Here is a 14618-nt window from a genome sequence, read left to right as displayed (position 1 = left end):
CGATTTGTTGCATGAAGGTGCATCAAATCATGCCGCGGGCAAGGTCGTCGGGCTGCCTGTCGGCGTCGCCGTTGTCGGCCAGCGCGTCGGCGAACGCCTTGGCCTGTGACAGGTAGACCTTGCCGCCCAGGTCCTCGACGAAGTGCGTCCGATCGAGCCGGTCCATGACCGGACCCTTCACCTCCGAGAGGTGGAGCTTGATCCCGCCGTCCGCGAGACGGTGGTTGATCGCCTCGAGGCTCTCGAGGCCCGAAGCGTCGATCGCGTTGACGGCGCTGCACATGAGGATGACGTGGCGCAGCTCGGGATGCTCGGCGACCTCCTCCATCACGAATTCCTCGAGCCAGTGGGCGTTGAGGTAGGTGAGGCTTTCGTCGATCCGGATCGAGAGGACGTGCGGCGCGGTGAAGACCTTGTGGCGCGCGATGTTGCGGAAGTGCTCGGTCTCCGGCACGCGGCCGACAATCGCGGCATGCGGGCGCGAGGCGGCCCAGAGGTAGAGCAGCAGGCCGACCGCGACGCCCGCGATCACGCCCAGCTCCACGCCCGCCAGCAGGGTGATGCCGATGGTCGCGATATGGGCGGCGAAGTCGGCCTTGGAATAGCGCCAAAGCTGACCCGGTGTCTTGAGGTCGACGAGGCTCAGCACCGCGACGATGATGGTGGCAGCCAGCGTCGCGATGGGGAGCGAGTAGAGCAGCGGGGTCAGGAAGAGCGAGGCCAAGGCGATCCCGACGGCGGTATAGGCCCCTGCCGCAGGCGTCTCCGCCCCGGCGTCGAAATTGACCGCCGAACGGGCGAAGCCACCGGTTACCGGATAGCCGCCGGAAAAGGCGCTGGCGATGTTGGCCGCGCCGAGGCCGACGAGTTCCTGGTCAGGCGAAATCCGCTGGCGCCGCTTGGCGGCGAGCGTACGCGCGACCGAGACGCTTTCGACGAAGCCGATGATCGAGATCAGCAGCGCCGGCACCCACAGCTGCCGGATCAGGTCGAGATCGGTCGAGGGGACCGCAAAGGGCGGCAGGCCCTGCGGCACCTCGCCCACCAGCGCGACACCGCGTCCTTCGAGATCGAAGGCGATCGCGGCGAGGATCGTCAGAGCCACGGCCACGACCGGTCCCGCCTTGGCGACGATATCGGCGGCGCGGGGCTTGAGGCCGAGGCGCTGGAGGGCGGGCTTCGCTCCCACGCGCACCCAGAAGAGGAACAGCGTCGCAGGCACGCCGATGGCCAGCGTCCACGGGTTCGTGTCGCCGATCGACGTGGCGAGCGAACCCAGCATTTCCGGCCAGTTGTCCCCGCCCGCCTTGATCCCGAGGATGTGCTTGAGCTGGCTGGTCGCGATCAGCAGGCCGCTCGCGGTGATGAAGCCGCTGACCACCGGATGGGAGAGCAGATTGGCGAGGAATCCGGCCCGCAGCAGGCCCAGCACTGCCAGCATGATGCCCGATAGCGCGGCCAGCGTGATGGCCGCTTCGAGATATGCGGGCGTCCCCTGCGCCGCGACCGCTCCGGCTGCGCTCGCCGTCATCAGGCTGACCACCGCGACCGGCCCGACCGCGAGCGTCCGGCTCGTCCCGAAAATGGCATAGGCAACCAGCGGAAGGATCGAGGCATACAGACCGACGACGGGCGGAAGTCCAGCGAGCAGCGCATAGGCGAGGCTCTGCGGGATCAGCATGATTGTCACGATCACCGCCGCAACAAGATCGTTGGTCAGAACCGTGCCGTTGTAGGTCCGGCCCCATTCGAGGATCGGGAAATAGCGTTGAAGCATTTCGTTTTCAGGCCATTCCGGTTGGCTTGGCGAGCCATTCGCGGCCCTTGAGCATCGCGTTCCAGTAGATCGCGGGCAGCACATCCGCCTTGAGCTTCCACGCCAGCCGCGAGGGCTTGGTGCCGTCGATCAGCCAGCTCGGGAAACTCGGTGCCAGCTTTCCGCCATAGGTGAACTCGGCCAGCACGATCTTGCCGTTCTCCACCGTCAGCGGGCAACTTCCGTAGCCGTCGTATGCGGCGGTGGGTGCCTTGCCATCCAGCACTGCAAGCACATTGATCGCCGCCACGGGCGCCTGCTTGCGCGCGGCGGCCATGGTCTTGGCATTGGGCGTGCTGCTGCAATCGCCGAGCGCGAAGACCTCGGGATATTTCACATGGCGCAGGCTGTGCTGATCGACGTCGGCATAGCCAGCCTCGTTGGCGAGCGGGCTCGCCGCGACGACCGCATGACCCTTCTGCGGCGGGCAGACGTGCAGCATGTCGAAGCTTCGCTCGACCTCGCCGTCGGCCGTGGCGAACCAGGCTTTCTGCGCCGCGCCGTCGACCCGCACGAGGTTCGAGCCGAGCCTGAGCTGGATGCCGTAACGCGCGACATACTCCATCAATGCCGGCACATAGGCCTCGACCCCGAACAGCACGCCTCCCTGGTTGTGAAATTCGACCTCGATATCCTTGAGGACCCCGCGTGTCTCCCATTCGGAGCAGGACAGGTACATCGCCTTCTGCGGCGCGCCGGCGCATTTGATCGGCATCGGCGGCTGGGTGAACAGAGCGCGGCCCGTGCGTGTCCTCTGGACCAGCTCCCAGGTGTAGGGCGCGAGATCGTAGCGATAGTTCGAGGTGACGCCGTTGCGGCCGAGCGTTTCCTCCAGCCCCGCGATCTCTTCCCACGCCAGGCGGTTGCCCATGGCGACGATCAGCAGGTCGTAGGTTACGGTGCTGCCATCCTGCAGAGCCACCGTCTTGGCATCGGGATCGAAGCCCGACACGGCCGTTTTGATCCAGGTCACCGCCTCGGGCATGACCGAAGCTTCGCTGCGACAGGTTTCTTCCTTGTCGAAAACCCCGCCGCCGACCATCGTCCAGCCGGGCTGGTAGTAATGCTGCTCCCGCGGTTCGATCACCGCGATGTCGAGCCCGGCGCGGCGGTGGAGCAGCGATGCGGCGGTGGCTATCCCGGCCGAGCCGCCGCCCGCGATCACGATGGTGTGGTGCGGGGAATTCGTCATGTCAGGCCTCTCCCTGCGCCCGGTACAATTGTGTCGACCGGTTGCCCGTGCGGCAAAAGGCGAGGATCGGCTTTGGCATTTGCGCGAGTGCGGCGGCGAAGACCTCCGTCTGGTCCTCGATCGTCAGTTCCCCACCAACCGGGATGTGGCGCGTTTCGAGGCCCGCTTTCCGCGCAGCAGCTTCAACCGCGCTCCAACTCGGCTGGTCAGATTGCTCGCCATCCGGCCGATTGCAGATCAGGGAGCGGAAACCGAGCTTCGCAATGGCCTCGGTTTCAGCGGGATCGACCTGTCCGGTTACCGACAGGGCATCGGAGAGTTTCTCGATTTGCATGGACCAGCCTCCTTCAGCCCCGCGTGACGATGCGATGCAGGAAAATCCCGGCGGTCATCGATCCGACAAAAATCGCGGCAGGGAGGAACGCGGTCGCCAGCGAGGCGACTGCCGGCCCCGGACACAGGCCCGACAGGCCCCAGCCGACGCCGAACATGGCCGAACCGCCGATCAGCCTTGCATCGAGCAGCTGGGTGCCGGGCAGGTTGAATTCGACCGCGAAGGCCGGCCGCGTCATGCGGCGCTGGACGACCCAGGTCACCGCCATGACCAGCACCGCGCCGCCCATCACGAAGGCGAGCGTCGGGTCCCACGCCCCGAAGACGTCGAGGAAACCGCGCACGCGCCCCGGGTCCATCATGCCGGACAGCGCAAGGCCGAAGCCGAAGATGGCGCCAGAAAGAAGCGCAAGGAACAGCCGCATCACCAACCTCCCCCGAGCATGTTGACGACGGCCACCGTGGCCATGCCCGCCAGGATGAAGGTCGCGGTCGCGACGAGCGAACGGGGCGAAAGGCGCGACATGCCACAGACGCCGTGGCCGCTGGTGCAGCCCGAACCTAGGCGCGTGCCGAAACCGACCAGCAAACCGCCCACGGCCAACCAGCCCCAGCCCGGCGGATAGGCCGCCTCGACCGGGCCCAGGACCAGGCGATAGACGATCGCACCGAGCACCAGCCCGCCCACAAACAGGGCGGCGATGGGCCAGGGCGGGCTGCCGTCCTCGATCGTGGTCGCGCGTGCGAACATGCCGGAGACGCCGGCAATCCGCCCCAGCCCCAGCAGCATGATCGCTGCCGAGAGGCCGATCAGCAGCCCGCCGAGCAGCCCCTCGAGCGGCTGTGCATCAGGAAAACCGGGCAGGATCATACGGCGTTCACCGGTATCTTGATGTAGGATACGCCGTTATCCTCCGGCTCGGGCAGGCGACCGCCGCGGATGTTGACCTGTACGCTCGGCATGATGAGCGTCGGCATGGCCAGGGTCTTGTCGCGGTTCGTCCGCATTTCCACGAATTCGGCCTCGGTCACGCCGTCCTTCACATGCACATTGTGCTCGCGCTGCTGCTTCACGGTCGTTTCCCAGGCGTACTCGTCACGCCCCGGCGCCTTGTAGTCGTGGCACAGGAACAGCCGCGTTTCGTCCGGGAGGGACAGGAGCCGGCGGATCGAACGGAACAATTGCCCTGCGTCGCCGCCCGGAAAATCCGCCCGCGCAGTGCCGAAATCGGGCATGAAGATCGTGTCGCCGACAAAGGCCGCGTCGCCGATGATGAAAGCCATGTCCGCCGGCGTGTGGCCGGGGACGTGCAGCGCAATCCCTTCGAGCTTGCCGATCGAGAAGGTTTCGCCATCCGCGAACAGGTGATCGAATTGCGAACCGTCACGTTCGAAATCGGTCCCGGCGTTGAACAGCTTGCCGAAGACTTCCTGCACTCGCACGATGTCTTTGCCGATCGCCAGCTTCCCGCCGACCTTTTCCTGCAGGTAGGGTGCCGCGGAAATGTGGTCGGCATGGGCATGGGTCTCGATAAGCCATGTCACTTTCAGCTTTTGCTTATCTATGTATTCCAGAATGAGATCAGCCGAACCGTTCGACGTGCGACCGGAGGCTGCCTCGAAATCGAGGACCGAGTCGATGATCGCCGCCTCGCGGCTTTCGGGATCGCTCACGACATATGTGACGGTATTCGTCGCTTCGTCGAAGAATCCTGCGATCGTCGGACGCAGGGATTCATCGGCAATCGCCCGCTGGATCTGGCATGCCGCTGCGTCGCGGGAAGTGTCGGTGGCGGTCATGGCGCTCTCCGCATTTCATTTACACATATTATGAATATGTCTTGCAGTGAGTCGTGTCAAGTGTTAGGTGGACGGCATGGACGAACGATCAGTGAGATCAGCCCCGACCTCGCCCCTGCGTATCGGCGATCGCGCCCCGGCCTTCAGCGCACGCAGCACGTCCGGTCCGGTCGATCTCGACGAGCTGCGTGGCCGCTGGGTCGTTTTCTTCTCCCATCCGGCAGACTTCACACCCGTATGTACGACGGAATTCGTCGCCCTGGCGCGCCGCGAGCGGGATTTCGCCGACCGCAACTGCACGCTGATCGGCCTTTCGGTCGACAGCCTGTTTTCCCACCTCGCCTGGCTGCGGCTGATCCGCGATACTTTCGGGGTCGAGGTGCGCTTTCCCGTCGTTGAGGATCCGACCATGGTCATCGGCCGGGCCTATGGCATGATCGGCAGCGAAGACGCCGACAGCGCCACCATCCGCAGCACCTATTTCATCGACCCCGACGGCGTGATCCGCGCCATCACGACCTATCCCGCCAATGTCGGGCGCTCGATCCCCGAAATGCTGCGCCTGCTCGATGCGCTGCAGGCTGCCGATACGACCGATGCGCTCGTGCCCGCAGACTGGCACAGCGGAGAGCCCTTGCTGCGGCAGGCCAGCACGGAACTCGACCAGATATTCGCAGGTGCGGCGCCGGGAGAATGGTTCACAAGGGAGCAGGAAGGATGAGCGCAGACGAAACCGTCGATCTGCTGAAGGCCATCGCCCATCCCGTCCGCTTCCGCGTGCTCGAGGCGCTGCGTGCGAGCGAGCTCAGCGTGGGCGAGATTGAAGAGGCAACCGGCATCGCCCAGCCGGGCCTTTCGCAGCAGCTCGCCGTCCTGCGAAAGGCCGGACTTGTCGAGACCCGGCGCCAAGCAAAGCTCGTGTTCTATTCGCTCGACACGCAGGCGACAGGCAAGGTCGTCGACAACCTGGCCGGCCTCACCCGTCCCGCTGGGCAATCCGACACCGCCCCGCGCCGGTCGATTGCAGGCGCAGCGCATTTCGCGCGGGTCAGGCTGACGCCCTGACGTCCCGCCTCAAGGCCCGCGAAGCCGCTCCACCAGCCGGTCGGCGCAGTTTGCAACAGTTTACAAACAGAATCGCCCGGTCCTGCTAAAGCCCGGTGCATGGTGCGACCGGGGGCCGGCACGCGATGAACGAGGCAGACGATCGGGCGGAGGGCAGCGTTCACCTCCTGCGCCTTGGTATCGGGCTGGGGGCCGTATCGGTCATCGCGTGCTTTCTCCTGGCGATCGTCCAGACGTCCGGGGAAGCGGCCGCACCGACCATTGCGAGTGAACCTGACGCGGGCGCTTCTGCAGGAGAGCGCTAGCCGCAGGCGGAAACCCCGCCAATGGGCAGAACCAGGATCGATTGAAGTTCGGCATCACCGATTGGCGCCATGCCAACGCCGAACTGTAAAGGCGCCCGCCCGCAAGCGGCGTCTAGTTCGGGCCCATCGGGTCGCACCCGTAAGGGCTGAACGGGCGTGGCCTGTGTCTACAATGATGCAGGCCACGCTTTTTCCAGCGATGTAAAGACTTGTAAATCCGGCCCTACGCAGGGCTCCATTCATTGGCGCACTCGTTCCGAGGTTGTAACACGGTTGCAATAACGGGGAAGGTTGCGAGGCACTATGCGGATTGCTCTGGCCGATGACGAAAAGGACATCCTGGAGCACGTGTCCTTCGTGGTACGGAATGCCGGCCACGATGTGGACTGCTTTTCCAACGGCGTGGATGTCGTCAACGCGCTCCAGCGGGAAACCTACGATGTGGCGCTGCTCGACTGGAACATGCCTGGCAAGACCGGCCTGGAGGTGGTCGCTTGGGCCGCCGAAAACCTCGACGTACCGCCTGCCATAATCCTCCTGACCAGCCGGCAGGACAAGGACGACATCGTGCGCGGCCTCGAAGCGGGCGCGACTGACTATATCGTCAAACCCGAATCCGACGCTGTCATCCGCGCGCGGATCGAAGCCGCCGCGCGGCGTAACGCCAATCCCGAGGGCGAGCGCACGGTCTGGCGCGGCCGCTACCGTATCGACCGGCTCGATCGCGCAATCACCATCGACGGCGTGCCGGTCCAGCTGACCGCCAAGGAGTTCGAGCTCGCCAAGCTGTTCTTCGAAAATCTCGATAGGCCGCTCTCGCGCGGCTATCTTTTCTCGCGCGTCTGGGGCGGACAAGCCGAGCTCGAAACCCGCACGATCGACATGCACGTGTCGCGCCTGCGCTCTAAACTGCAACTCGCACCCGAGAACGGCTTTGTTATCCGGACAGTTTTCGGTTTTGGTTATCGCATGGATCAGTATGCTGATGATGAATAGCGGCAGCAACTGATTGGGACCGACCATGACCAACGGACGCAGGACGAGCACCTTCGGCGCATCGATTGCACTTGTTTGCGCGGTTCAATTGGCGGGCTGCTCGATTGCGCGTGATCCGGTAACGACCTTCAGTTCCGCCGACGTTTCTGCGCCGCAGGATGTCGAATTCGTGGTGACCGAAGAGGAAAGCGCCCTGCGCGCACGGTTTGCAGGCGTGCTCAAGTCGTCCCTCGCTGAACGCGGTATTGCGGATCGCAAGGGCAGCAGCAGGATCGCCGATTTCGCCATCGCCTCGCATGATGCCGGCACCACGATCGTGGCCGTCGGGCAGGACGGGAATCCCGTCGCGCAGCCAGCCGGCAATGATCCGGCCGCCAAGTGGTACCACAAGTGCAGGCCGACCCGGGTCAAGGGCTCGCTGGCCCTCTATGACCGCGCGAGCAACACGCTCGTCGGCAAGTCCGAGGGAAACTACATCGGTTGTCCGGACGATCTTTCGAAGCTTGAAGCGCTCGCCGACCTGCTCGTACGCGAAGCGCTCGGCGCCGGCTCGCCTGTAGCGGTTCAGGAATAGGGGATAGCGAGGCGAAATTTCGTGCCTTTGCCGGGCGCGGTGTCGATTTCGATCTCCCCCCCGTGGCTCTGGACCACCTGCTTGCAATAGGCGAGGCCGAGCCCGGCGCTCGGGCCTGCCGTCTCGCTTTGTGCGCCGAACCGCGCGAACGGGTCCTCGGCACGCTCGGGCGGCAAGCCCGGGCCATGATCGCGCACGATCAGCACAAACCGGGCCCCGTCGCCCGGGCCGACGACGACATCGACCTGCGAGCCGGGTGGCGCGAACTTGATTGCATTGCCGACCAGATTGTCCAGCGCGCGGGACAGCGCCGAATGGTCGACGTGGGCATAAAGCAAGTCGTCGCTCGCCTGGACGGCCACCTTCACCTGCTTGCGATGCGCCAGCGGAAAGGCGCGGTCCGCGGCTTCCATCGCCAGCGCATTGATCTCGGTTTCCTCCTTCACGATCCCCTCGCTCGACAGCCGGGCGATCTGGACGAAATCGTCGGTCAGCTTGAGCGTACGACGCGCCTGCTTTTCGATCCGCGCAAGGCGCTCGTCCGCGCCCAGCGTCGCCCCGGATTCGCTGGTCAGCCCGATGATCGCAACCTGCGGCGAGCGCATGTCGTGCGACAGGAATTCGAGCGTTTCGCGCCGCTGGCGCTCGTCTTCCTTGATGCGGGTAATGTCGCGGAACACCAGCACTTCGCTCCCCACGCTGTGATCGATCGGCGCTTTTGCGATAAGGAAACAGCGCCCGTCATCGACGGCCAGCTCGCGGCCATCATCGTCGAGATGGGCGCCGATCACCGCATAGGCCCGCTCGAGCCGTAAGGGTCCACCCGTCAGCACGGACCCGAACAACATGTCTGCCGCATCATTGGTCATCGAAACCATGCCATCGCCTTCGAGCACGACCATGGCATCGGGCGAGGCGTCGAGCACGGATTGCACGAAGGCGAGGTTGCTGGTGATGTCGCCGGTCAGGCGCTTCAGGTTCTGGACCTGCCGCGCGACATGGTCGAAGCCATCGGCGGGCTCGTGCCTTTCTTGCTCCACCGCGCCCAGTGCCGCGACCTCGGCTTCGAGGAAGCGGCTGACCGCGGCAAGCCGTCGCCAGCCCCACAACGGATAGGCGACGATGATGGCGATGATGGCCGGCCCGATGGCCAGCCAGACGCCTGCGAGCCTGAGCGAGAGGGCTGCGGCGGCGAGCAGAACGGCGATCAGCGCAATCGCGGTGTTGAGCCCGCCACGCGGCGAAAGGCGCCAGAATGCGATGAACAGGACGGCAATGATCGCGAGGTGCAGCACCAGCGTCCAGGGCCGTGAGAACTCGGTCACGAGCCTGCCGCCGAGCATGGCACTCAACAGGTTCGCCTGCGTTTCCACGCCGGTCATCAGGCCGCCTGCGTAGCCCGGCACCGAATACCGGTCGCCGAGCCCCTGTGCGGTCGCGCCGACGAGGACGATCCGGTCGCGCAAGAATGCCTCCGGCACCGCGCCGTCGAGGACCTCGCCAGCCGAGACGGCAGGGAAGGAGCCTGCCCTCTCGAAAGGCACGATCGCCGCGTCCTTGCCGGTAACCGGCGCAGGCGCACCGGCCAGTTCGGCAACGCGGCCGGCGAAATGCGGAAAGCGCTGGCCGGAGGCGACGCGGACGAGGTCGAACCGTCGCAGCGATCCGTCGCTATCGGGCGCCACGGCAACATGGCCGATAGTCGCGGCGGCTTCGGCCAGCGGGGCGATCGGGGTTACGGGTTGCAGGGCGCTGCCATCGGGGGTGGCAGCAAAGGTGTGGGGCAGCACGACATTGCCGCCCTCTGCGATCGCCGAGGCAAGATCGGCATCGACCGCTTCCTCGCTACGGTCGAGGAAGAGGATATCGATGCCCACCACCGCCGGTTTCGCCTGCTCGATGCGCCTGACAAGAGCCGCATGGGTATCGCGACCCCACGGCCAGGCACCCAGCCGGTCGAGACTGCGGTCGTCGATCTCGACGATGACGATCCGCGGGTCCGGCTGCGACCCGGATGCCGACAGCACGGCATCGAGGATCCACAGGTCGAGCCTTTGGGTCAGTTCGCGCTGCTGCGCGAAGACCACCAACGCGGTCGCTATCGCCAGCAACACCAGCCATTCGGCGAAGAGGCGGAACTTGCTCATGGCGGCGATGCCTGCGGCTGAAAACCGTCAGTCCGAGACGGTGAAGTCCTGCGTCGGCCCCCACACCTTGATGATGTCGCCATCGTCGATCTGGAAGGTCGCCACGCGCCACTTGTAGCTCCCGGGCGCGAGCGACCCGATATAGAAGCCCTTGGTCTGCAGGCCGATCTCGTCGACGATCATCGCGTCGGGGCGGGTCGCGTTCCACAGTTGGAAACCGGCATAGCTCTTCCCCTCGCCTTCAGGCAGCCAGACGAACTTGAAGGCATCGTCATAGGGCAAACTTTCGACGCTCGCGGCGGCGCCGACGCGCTTGCGGCGGAAGGAATGCGTGTCCGCGAATCCTTCCAGCTTGCTTTCGGCAATCGCCCGGCTGCGGACGAACAGCCGCCCGTCGCCGATATCCTCAAAGGTGGCGACGGGGGCCTCGCTCACCTCCTCCGCGATCAGCTCGATAAAACCGGCATCGCGCGCGATCTGGGTCCGATAGCCTTCGGCTTTCGCCACCTCTTCGATCACGAATTCCAGCACTTCGCCGGTCTGAATCCGGCCGGCATCGACGACGTCCGGGGCCGGAAGGAGCGCTTCGGGATCACCCAGCCGCTCGCCGACAGACGCTACGCCTAGTCCAGCTTCGGCCACCTGCTCCGCTGCACCGGTGGCGACCACGACCGCACCCTCGACCACTTCGGTCAGCGAGCGATCTTCGCCCTCGTAGAAGGCGACGCGGAACTCGGTCCCGCGGACGGCAGTAACAGCCATTGGCGTGCCGACCCGGAAGCGTTCGTTGGCTTTGAGCTTCGGCGCTACCGTCTCGGTCCGGCCGCGCAGCACCCGCACGTCGAAATCGACCGCATCGTTGATCACGTAGCGCCGCGCCTGGCGGATCTCGACCGCCGAATTGGAGGGCAGAGAGACGCGCGAATTGCCCCTGCCCCCGATCGAGATGAACCCGTCGCGCCCCGTTGTGACCCGCGCGCCTTCGAGCACGGGGTTGCCCACCGCAAGCGCCTGTTCGGCACCTGATCGGGTGATGCTCACAGGGCCGGAGAAGGCCAGCACCCGCAACGGTTCGGGCTGGTATCGCAAGATACTGCGCGGCAAGGTGAGGACCTTGCCCGTCGGCATGCGTCGTGGGTCGCGGATGCGGTTGAGGCGCATGACCGCGGGGACGGCGCGCTGCCCGGTGAAATACTCGCGCGCCAGATCGTTCAGCGTGTCACCCCGCCGGACGACGTATTCGACCGTTTCGCCTGACTGTGCCGCTGCCGGGGTCTGCAGCCCGACCAGCCCCGCCAATGCCAGGAGCAATCCCATCGCCAGCTTCATGGCACGTCCTTTCCCGCTCCGCGCACGCCAATGTCGCAGGACAGCCTAACCGCCTCTCCCGCCCGCACCAAGAGGGCGCTTGCCACAGCGCATGTTTTTACAAGTTTTCGGGGTCGCGGGAGGCGTTGTCAGTCTTTCGCCATGATCCTGTCGACGCCGCTGCGCGTGACCGCATGATAGCTGCTGCGTGTCTCGCCATAAATGCGCCGGGCGATCTCGCGACCCCAGTCACCCTGGTCCCACAGCGTCTGGAAGAGCGGGCGGACGAACTTCGCGCGGCCCACGCGGGCGAGGAACGCCTCGGCCTGCGACACCGCGGGCGCGTAGCGATTGGCCAGCGCAAGTTCGAGCCAAAGGAACAGCTCCTCGTTATTGCCGGTGGTCGAAAGACCCAGCGCCTCGTCGAGCCGCGCCAGTTCAGCCGCGGTGCGGGCTTGCGGCAAAGTCTGGAGGAAGCGCTGGCGCTCGGCGCTGGTCCAGTCGCGCCAGCCACCCGGAATGCTCCCTGCCCCGGCATAGTCAGCGGAGGCGGCGTCGATTTCGGCAAAGGCAACCGGGTCGGGCTTGGCCACATTCGACGGCAAGCCCGGTGCGTAGATCCAGTCGCGCAGCTTGATCCGTTCAGCTTCGGCCTCGCTCCCGGCGAGATTGGTCTTCAGGTCTTCGTATATCATCAAAGAGGTCGCAGGCTGGAAAGCGTGCCTGTCGAACCACTGGCGCAGCCACGCATCGAAGCGCTCGCGGCCGTATTCCCGCTCCAGCGTGCGCAGGAAGGCCGCCCCCTTGTTGTAGACGATCGCCGAACCCGCACTATCCGTGCCGTCGGGCTGGTGAAGCGCGGTGCCCGGCGCTTCGTAGCCAACCTCTTCCAGCGTTTCGATGATCGCCATGTAGTCGAGTGCGACTTCCTGCTTCGCGCGCTTCTCGCCATAGATCTCCTCGACGATGCGGTTCTCGAAATAGGACGTGACGCCTTCGTTGAGCCAGCCATCGCCCCACACCGCGTTGGTCACGAGATTGCCCGACCAGCTATGCGCCAGTTCGTGCGCGACGAGGCCCGTCAGGCTGCGGTCGCCGGCGATGAACGTGGGCGTGAGAAAGGTCATCACAGGGTTTTCCATCCCGCCATAGGGGAAGGCAGGCGGCAGGACGATCATGTCGTAGCGCCCCCAGCGATAGGGCCCGTAGAGCCGTTCGGCAGCCTCGACCATGGCCTCGGTATCGGCCACTTCGTAGCGTGCGCGCTCGAGCGTGGCAGGCTCCGCCCAGACGCCGGTGCGCGGCCCGATTGCGGCGAAGTCGATATCGCCGGCCGCGATCGCGATCAGATAAGGTGCGACCGGCTTGTCCATCACGAAACGGAAAGCACGGCGGCCATCGCCGAGGTCTTCCGGCTCCGCCTGCGCGATGCCGCTCATGACCACGTCGAGCGGCTTGGGCGCGGTAATACGCGCCTCCCAGGTCTGGCGGATGCCGGGGCTGTCCTGCGTTGGGATCCAAGTGCGATTGAGGATGGCCTGACCCTGGCTGAAAAGGAAGGGATGCTTCCCGCCCGCGGTCTGTTCGGGGCTGAGCCATTGCAGCGCGTCGGCATCGCTGGCGGCATAGGTGATCGAAATCCGGCGGGCATCGCCGATCGCGATGGTAAGCGGCGCGCCCCTCTCGCCGTCGGTCTGCCCCATGTTCCACACCAGCGGAGTTCCAGCTCCATCGCTGACCGCAATGACTGTCAGCTTTTTGGTATCGAGCACGATCTCATCGGCCCCCGGTGCGGCCTGCACGTCGAGCAGGGCCGAGCCTGCCACCCGCTTGCGTTCGAAATCGAGATCGAGGTCGAGCGCGACATGCGTCACCCGTGCGACTTGCGGCTGCGCGTAGGTCGACGTGTCCAGCGCGTCAGCGCTGGTCAGAATCGGCGCGATCATCACCGGATCGCGCGCGTCGGGCGCCACGGCAACGTCGGTGGTGGTGCAGGCGCTGGTGGCAAGCAGGATGCTGGCAAGGGGAAGCAGGCGGCGCATGGCGGTCTCCGAAGGTCTGGCGGCAGGTCGGTCCCTGCTCGTCTCCATAATGCGCCCAGCCTATTGCCGATCCAGCGCGCCTGCGCCAGTCGTTGGCGAGAAAACGTATCCGCAGGGCTGGCCAACCGGCGCCCGAGCTGTAATGATAACGTTCACAAGATTACAGGAGAGCCGTCATGATCCGTCGCACCCTCACCCTCGCCGCTGCGCTAGGGCTCGCGTTCCCGGCACTCGCGCAGGCGCAGGATGGCGCCAATGAGCGCACGCTGCTGTTCGCGGACGAATTCAACGACGGCGCGCTCGATCGCGACAAGTGGATCACGATCGGGCCGGACTTCTGGGTCAACAACGAACAGCAGGCCTATGTCGACGATCCGGCGGTGATCGGCTTCGTCGATGGTGCCGCAGGGGCGGAAGGCGGCGTGCTGATGCTGCGCCCGCTCTACAAGCCGGGAGTCGACCCGCATCCGGACCGCAAGGCGCCCTTCGTCTCTGGCCGGATCGAGAGCAAGGGCAAGTTCGACTTCACCTATGGCCGCGCCGAGGCGCGCATCAAGCTTCCCGACGCGGAAGGCACCTGGCCCGCGTGGTGGCTGCTCGGCAACGACAAATGGCCCGACACGGGCGAAATCGACATCATGGAATATGTCGGCGAGAAGGATTGGATCGGCGTCGCCCTCCACGGCCCCGGCTATTCGGGCGAGACCCCGCTGGTGAACAAGTTCTTCTTCCCCGAAGGCCAGGACGTGACCGACTGGCACGTCTATGCGGTCGAATGGACCGAGGACGAGCTGTTGTTCCAGATCGACGGCCACACGCTCTACCGCGTGACCCGACCGATGGTCGAGAATTACGGCAAGTGGCGTTTCGACAACCCCAAGTACCTGATCCTCAACTTCGCCATGGGCGGCGCATACCCGTTCAAGACCAACGGGATCGAGGAGCCCTACAATGGCGTGCCGCAGGAGACGGTCGACAAGGTGAAGACTGGCAAAGTGGCGATGCTGGTCGACTGGGTGCGGGTGTATGCGGCGGAGTAA

At 65.4% G+C, this 14618-nt stretch carries 14 protein-coding genes; 5 read left to right on the top strand and 9 right to left on the bottom strand.

Annotated features, from left to right (window positions below; translation table 11 throughout):
- Positions 1 to 22 precede the first annotated feature (22 nt).
- From K3172_RS04425 to K3172_RS04405, 6 genes are read right to left on the bottom strand one after another with little or no spacing between them, the layout of a single operon-like run.
- Positions 23 to 1777 (bottom strand): SulP family inorganic anion transporter, encoded by a 1755-nt coding sequence (locus K3172_RS04425; protein ID WP_221587334.1) that lies wholly within the window; start codon positions 1775 to 1777, stop codon positions 23 to 25.
- Between the two features lie 7 nt (positions 1778 to 1784).
- Positions 1785 to 3008, bottom strand: coding sequence for an NAD(P)/FAD-dependent oxidoreductase (locus K3172_RS04420; protein WP_345725589.1), 1224 nt, complete (start codon positions 3006 to 3008; stop codon positions 1785 to 1787).
- Position 3009: 1 nt separating this feature from the next.
- Positions 3010 to 3342, bottom strand: a complete 333-nt coding sequence (locus K3172_RS15725) for a protein tyrosine phosphatase family protein (RefSeq protein WP_345725588.1) — start codon at positions 3340 to 3342, stop codon at positions 3010 to 3012.
- A gap of 13 nt (positions 3343 to 3355) precedes the next feature.
- On the bottom strand, positions 3356 to 3766 hold the full coding sequence (locus tag K3172_RS04415) for a DUF6691 family protein (protein ID WP_221587332.1): 411 nt from the start codon (positions 3764 to 3766) through the stop codon (positions 3356 to 3358).
- Entirely contained in the window at positions 3766 to 4212 is a 447-nt protein-coding gene (locus K3172_RS04410) for a YeeE/YedE family protein (protein ID WP_221587331.1), read from the bottom strand. Before K3172_RS04410 ends, K3172_RS04415 begins: the two co-directional genes overlap by 1 nt.
- A complete protein-coding gene (locus K3172_RS04405) occupies positions 4209 to 5141 on the bottom strand; it encodes an MBL fold metallo-hydrolase (protein ID WP_221587329.1) in 933 nt (310 codons plus the stop codon). The genes K3172_RS04410 and K3172_RS04405 overlap by 4 nt, the downstream gene beginning before the upstream one ends.
- Positions 5142 to 5217: 76 nt before the next feature.
- On the opposite strand from K3172_RS04405, the gene K3172_RS04400 reads away from it, so the two are divergent.
- The 4 genes from K3172_RS04400 (at position 5218) to K3172_RS04385 (ending at position 8081) form a co-directional block, all read left to right on the top strand.
- Positions 5218 to 5862, top strand: coding sequence for a peroxiredoxin (locus tag K3172_RS04400; protein WP_221587327.1), 645 nt, complete (start codon positions 5218 to 5220; stop codon positions 5860 to 5862).
- Positions 5859 to 6206 carry an ArsR/SmtB family transcription factor gene (locus K3172_RS04395; RefSeq protein WP_221587325.1) on the top strand — a complete coding sequence of 116 codons (348 nt, stop codon included), beginning with the start codon at positions 5859 to 5861 and terminating at the stop codon, positions 6204 to 6206. Before K3172_RS04400 ends, K3172_RS04395 begins: the two co-directional genes overlap by 4 nt.
- Before the next feature lie 608 nt (positions 6207 to 6814).
- Positions 6815 to 7507 carry a response regulator transcription factor gene (locus tag K3172_RS04390; RefSeq protein WP_221587323.1) on the top strand — a complete coding sequence of 231 codons (693 nt, stop codon included), beginning with the start codon at positions 6815 to 6817 and terminating at the stop codon, positions 7505 to 7507.
- A 25-nt stretch (positions 7508 to 7532) separates the two neighbouring features.
- Positions 7533 to 8081, top strand: coding sequence for a hypothetical protein (locus K3172_RS04385; protein WP_221587321.1), 549 nt, complete (start codon positions 7533 to 7535; stop codon positions 8079 to 8081).
- Here the strand turns inward: K3172_RS04385 and K3172_RS04380 are convergent.
- The 3 genes from K3172_RS04380 to K3172_RS04370 all read right to left on the bottom strand — a co-directional run bounded on the left by K3172_RS04380 (position 8072) and on the right by K3172_RS04370 (position 13578).
- Positions 8072 to 10228, bottom strand: coding sequence for a CHASE2 domain-containing protein (locus K3172_RS04380; protein WP_221587319.1), 2157 nt, complete (start codon positions 10226 to 10228; stop codon positions 8072 to 8074). The two genes, K3172_RS04385 and K3172_RS04380, sit on opposite strands and share 10 nt — an antisense overlap.
- Positions 10229 to 10255: 27 nt before the next feature.
- Entirely contained in the window at positions 10256 to 11557 is a 1302-nt protein-coding gene (locus tag K3172_RS04375) for a FecR family protein (RefSeq protein WP_221587317.1), read from the bottom strand.
- 128 nt (positions 11558 to 11685) lie between these two features.
- On the bottom strand, positions 11686 to 13578 hold the full coding sequence (locus K3172_RS04370; protein ID WP_221587315.1) for a M1 family metallopeptidase: 1893 nt from the start codon (positions 13576 to 13578) through the stop codon (positions 11686 to 11688).
- Positions 13579 to 13754: 176 nt separating this feature from the next.
- On the opposite strand from K3172_RS04370, the gene K3172_RS04365 reads away from it, so the two are divergent.
- Entirely contained in the window at positions 13755 to 14618 is an 864-nt protein-coding gene (locus tag K3172_RS04365) for a glycoside hydrolase family 16 protein (RefSeq protein ID WP_221587313.1), read from the top strand.

Source organism: Qipengyuania proteolytica, from assembly GCF_019711565.1.
GTDB classification, from domain to species: domain Bacteria; phylum Pseudomonadota; class Alphaproteobacteria; order Sphingomonadales; family Sphingomonadaceae; genus Qipengyuania; species Qipengyuania proteolytica.
Note: the sequence above shows the minus strand (reverse complement) of the source record. Positions and strands in the feature narration are given on the sequence as shown.

Excerpts from the sequence above, each read along its gene's own strand:
- K3172_RS04425 (WP_221587334.1), bottom strand. The coding sequence starts at position 1,777 with ATGCTTCAACGCTATTTCCCGATCCTCGAATGGGGCCGGACCTACAAC.
- K3172_RS04420 (WP_345725589.1), bottom strand. The coding sequence starts at position 3,008 with ATGACGAATTCCCCGCACCACACCATCGTGATCGCGGGCGGCGGCTCG.
- K3172_RS15725 (WP_345725588.1), bottom strand. The coding sequence starts at position 3,342 with ATGCAAATCGAGAAACTCTCCGATGCCCTGTCGGTAACCGGACAGGTC.
- K3172_RS04415 (WP_221587332.1), bottom strand. The coding sequence starts at position 3,766 with ATGCGGCTGTTCCTTGCGCTTCTTTCTGGCGCCATCTTCGGCTTCGGC.
- K3172_RS04410 (WP_221587331.1), bottom strand. The coding sequence starts at position 4,212 with ATGATCCTGCCCGGTTTTCCTGATGCACAGCCGCTCGAGGGGCTGCTC.
- K3172_RS04405 (WP_221587329.1), bottom strand. The coding sequence starts at position 5,141 with ATGACCGCCACCGACACTTCCCGCGACGCAGCGGCATGCCAGATCCAG.
- K3172_RS04400 (WP_221587327.1), top strand. The coding sequence starts at position 5,218 with ATGGACGAACGATCAGTGAGATCAGCCCCGACCTCGCCCCTGCGTATC.
- K3172_RS04395 (WP_221587325.1), top strand. The coding sequence starts at position 5,859 with ATGAGCGCAGACGAAACCGTCGATCTGCTGAAGGCCATCGCCCATCCC.
- K3172_RS04390 (WP_221587323.1), top strand. The coding sequence starts at position 6,815 with ATGCGGATTGCTCTGGCCGATGACGAAAAGGACATCCTGGAGCACGTG.
- K3172_RS04385 (WP_221587321.1), top strand. The coding sequence starts at position 7,533 with ATGACCAACGGACGCAGGACGAGCACCTTCGGCGCATCGATTGCACTT.
- K3172_RS04380 (WP_221587319.1), bottom strand. The coding sequence starts at position 10,228 with ATGAGCAAGTTCCGCCTCTTCGCCGAATGGCTGGTGTTGCTGGCGATA.
- K3172_RS04375 (WP_221587317.1), bottom strand. The coding sequence starts at position 11,557 with ATGAAGCTGGCGATGGGATTGCTCCTGGCATTGGCGGGGCTGGTCGGG.
- K3172_RS04370 (WP_221587315.1), bottom strand. The coding sequence starts at position 13,578 with ATGCGCCGCCTGCTTCCCCTTGCCAGCATCCTGCTTGCCACCAGCGCC.
- K3172_RS04365 (WP_221587313.1), top strand. The coding sequence starts at position 13,755 with ATGATCCGTCGCACCCTCACCCTCGCCGCTGCGCTAGGGCTCGCGTTC.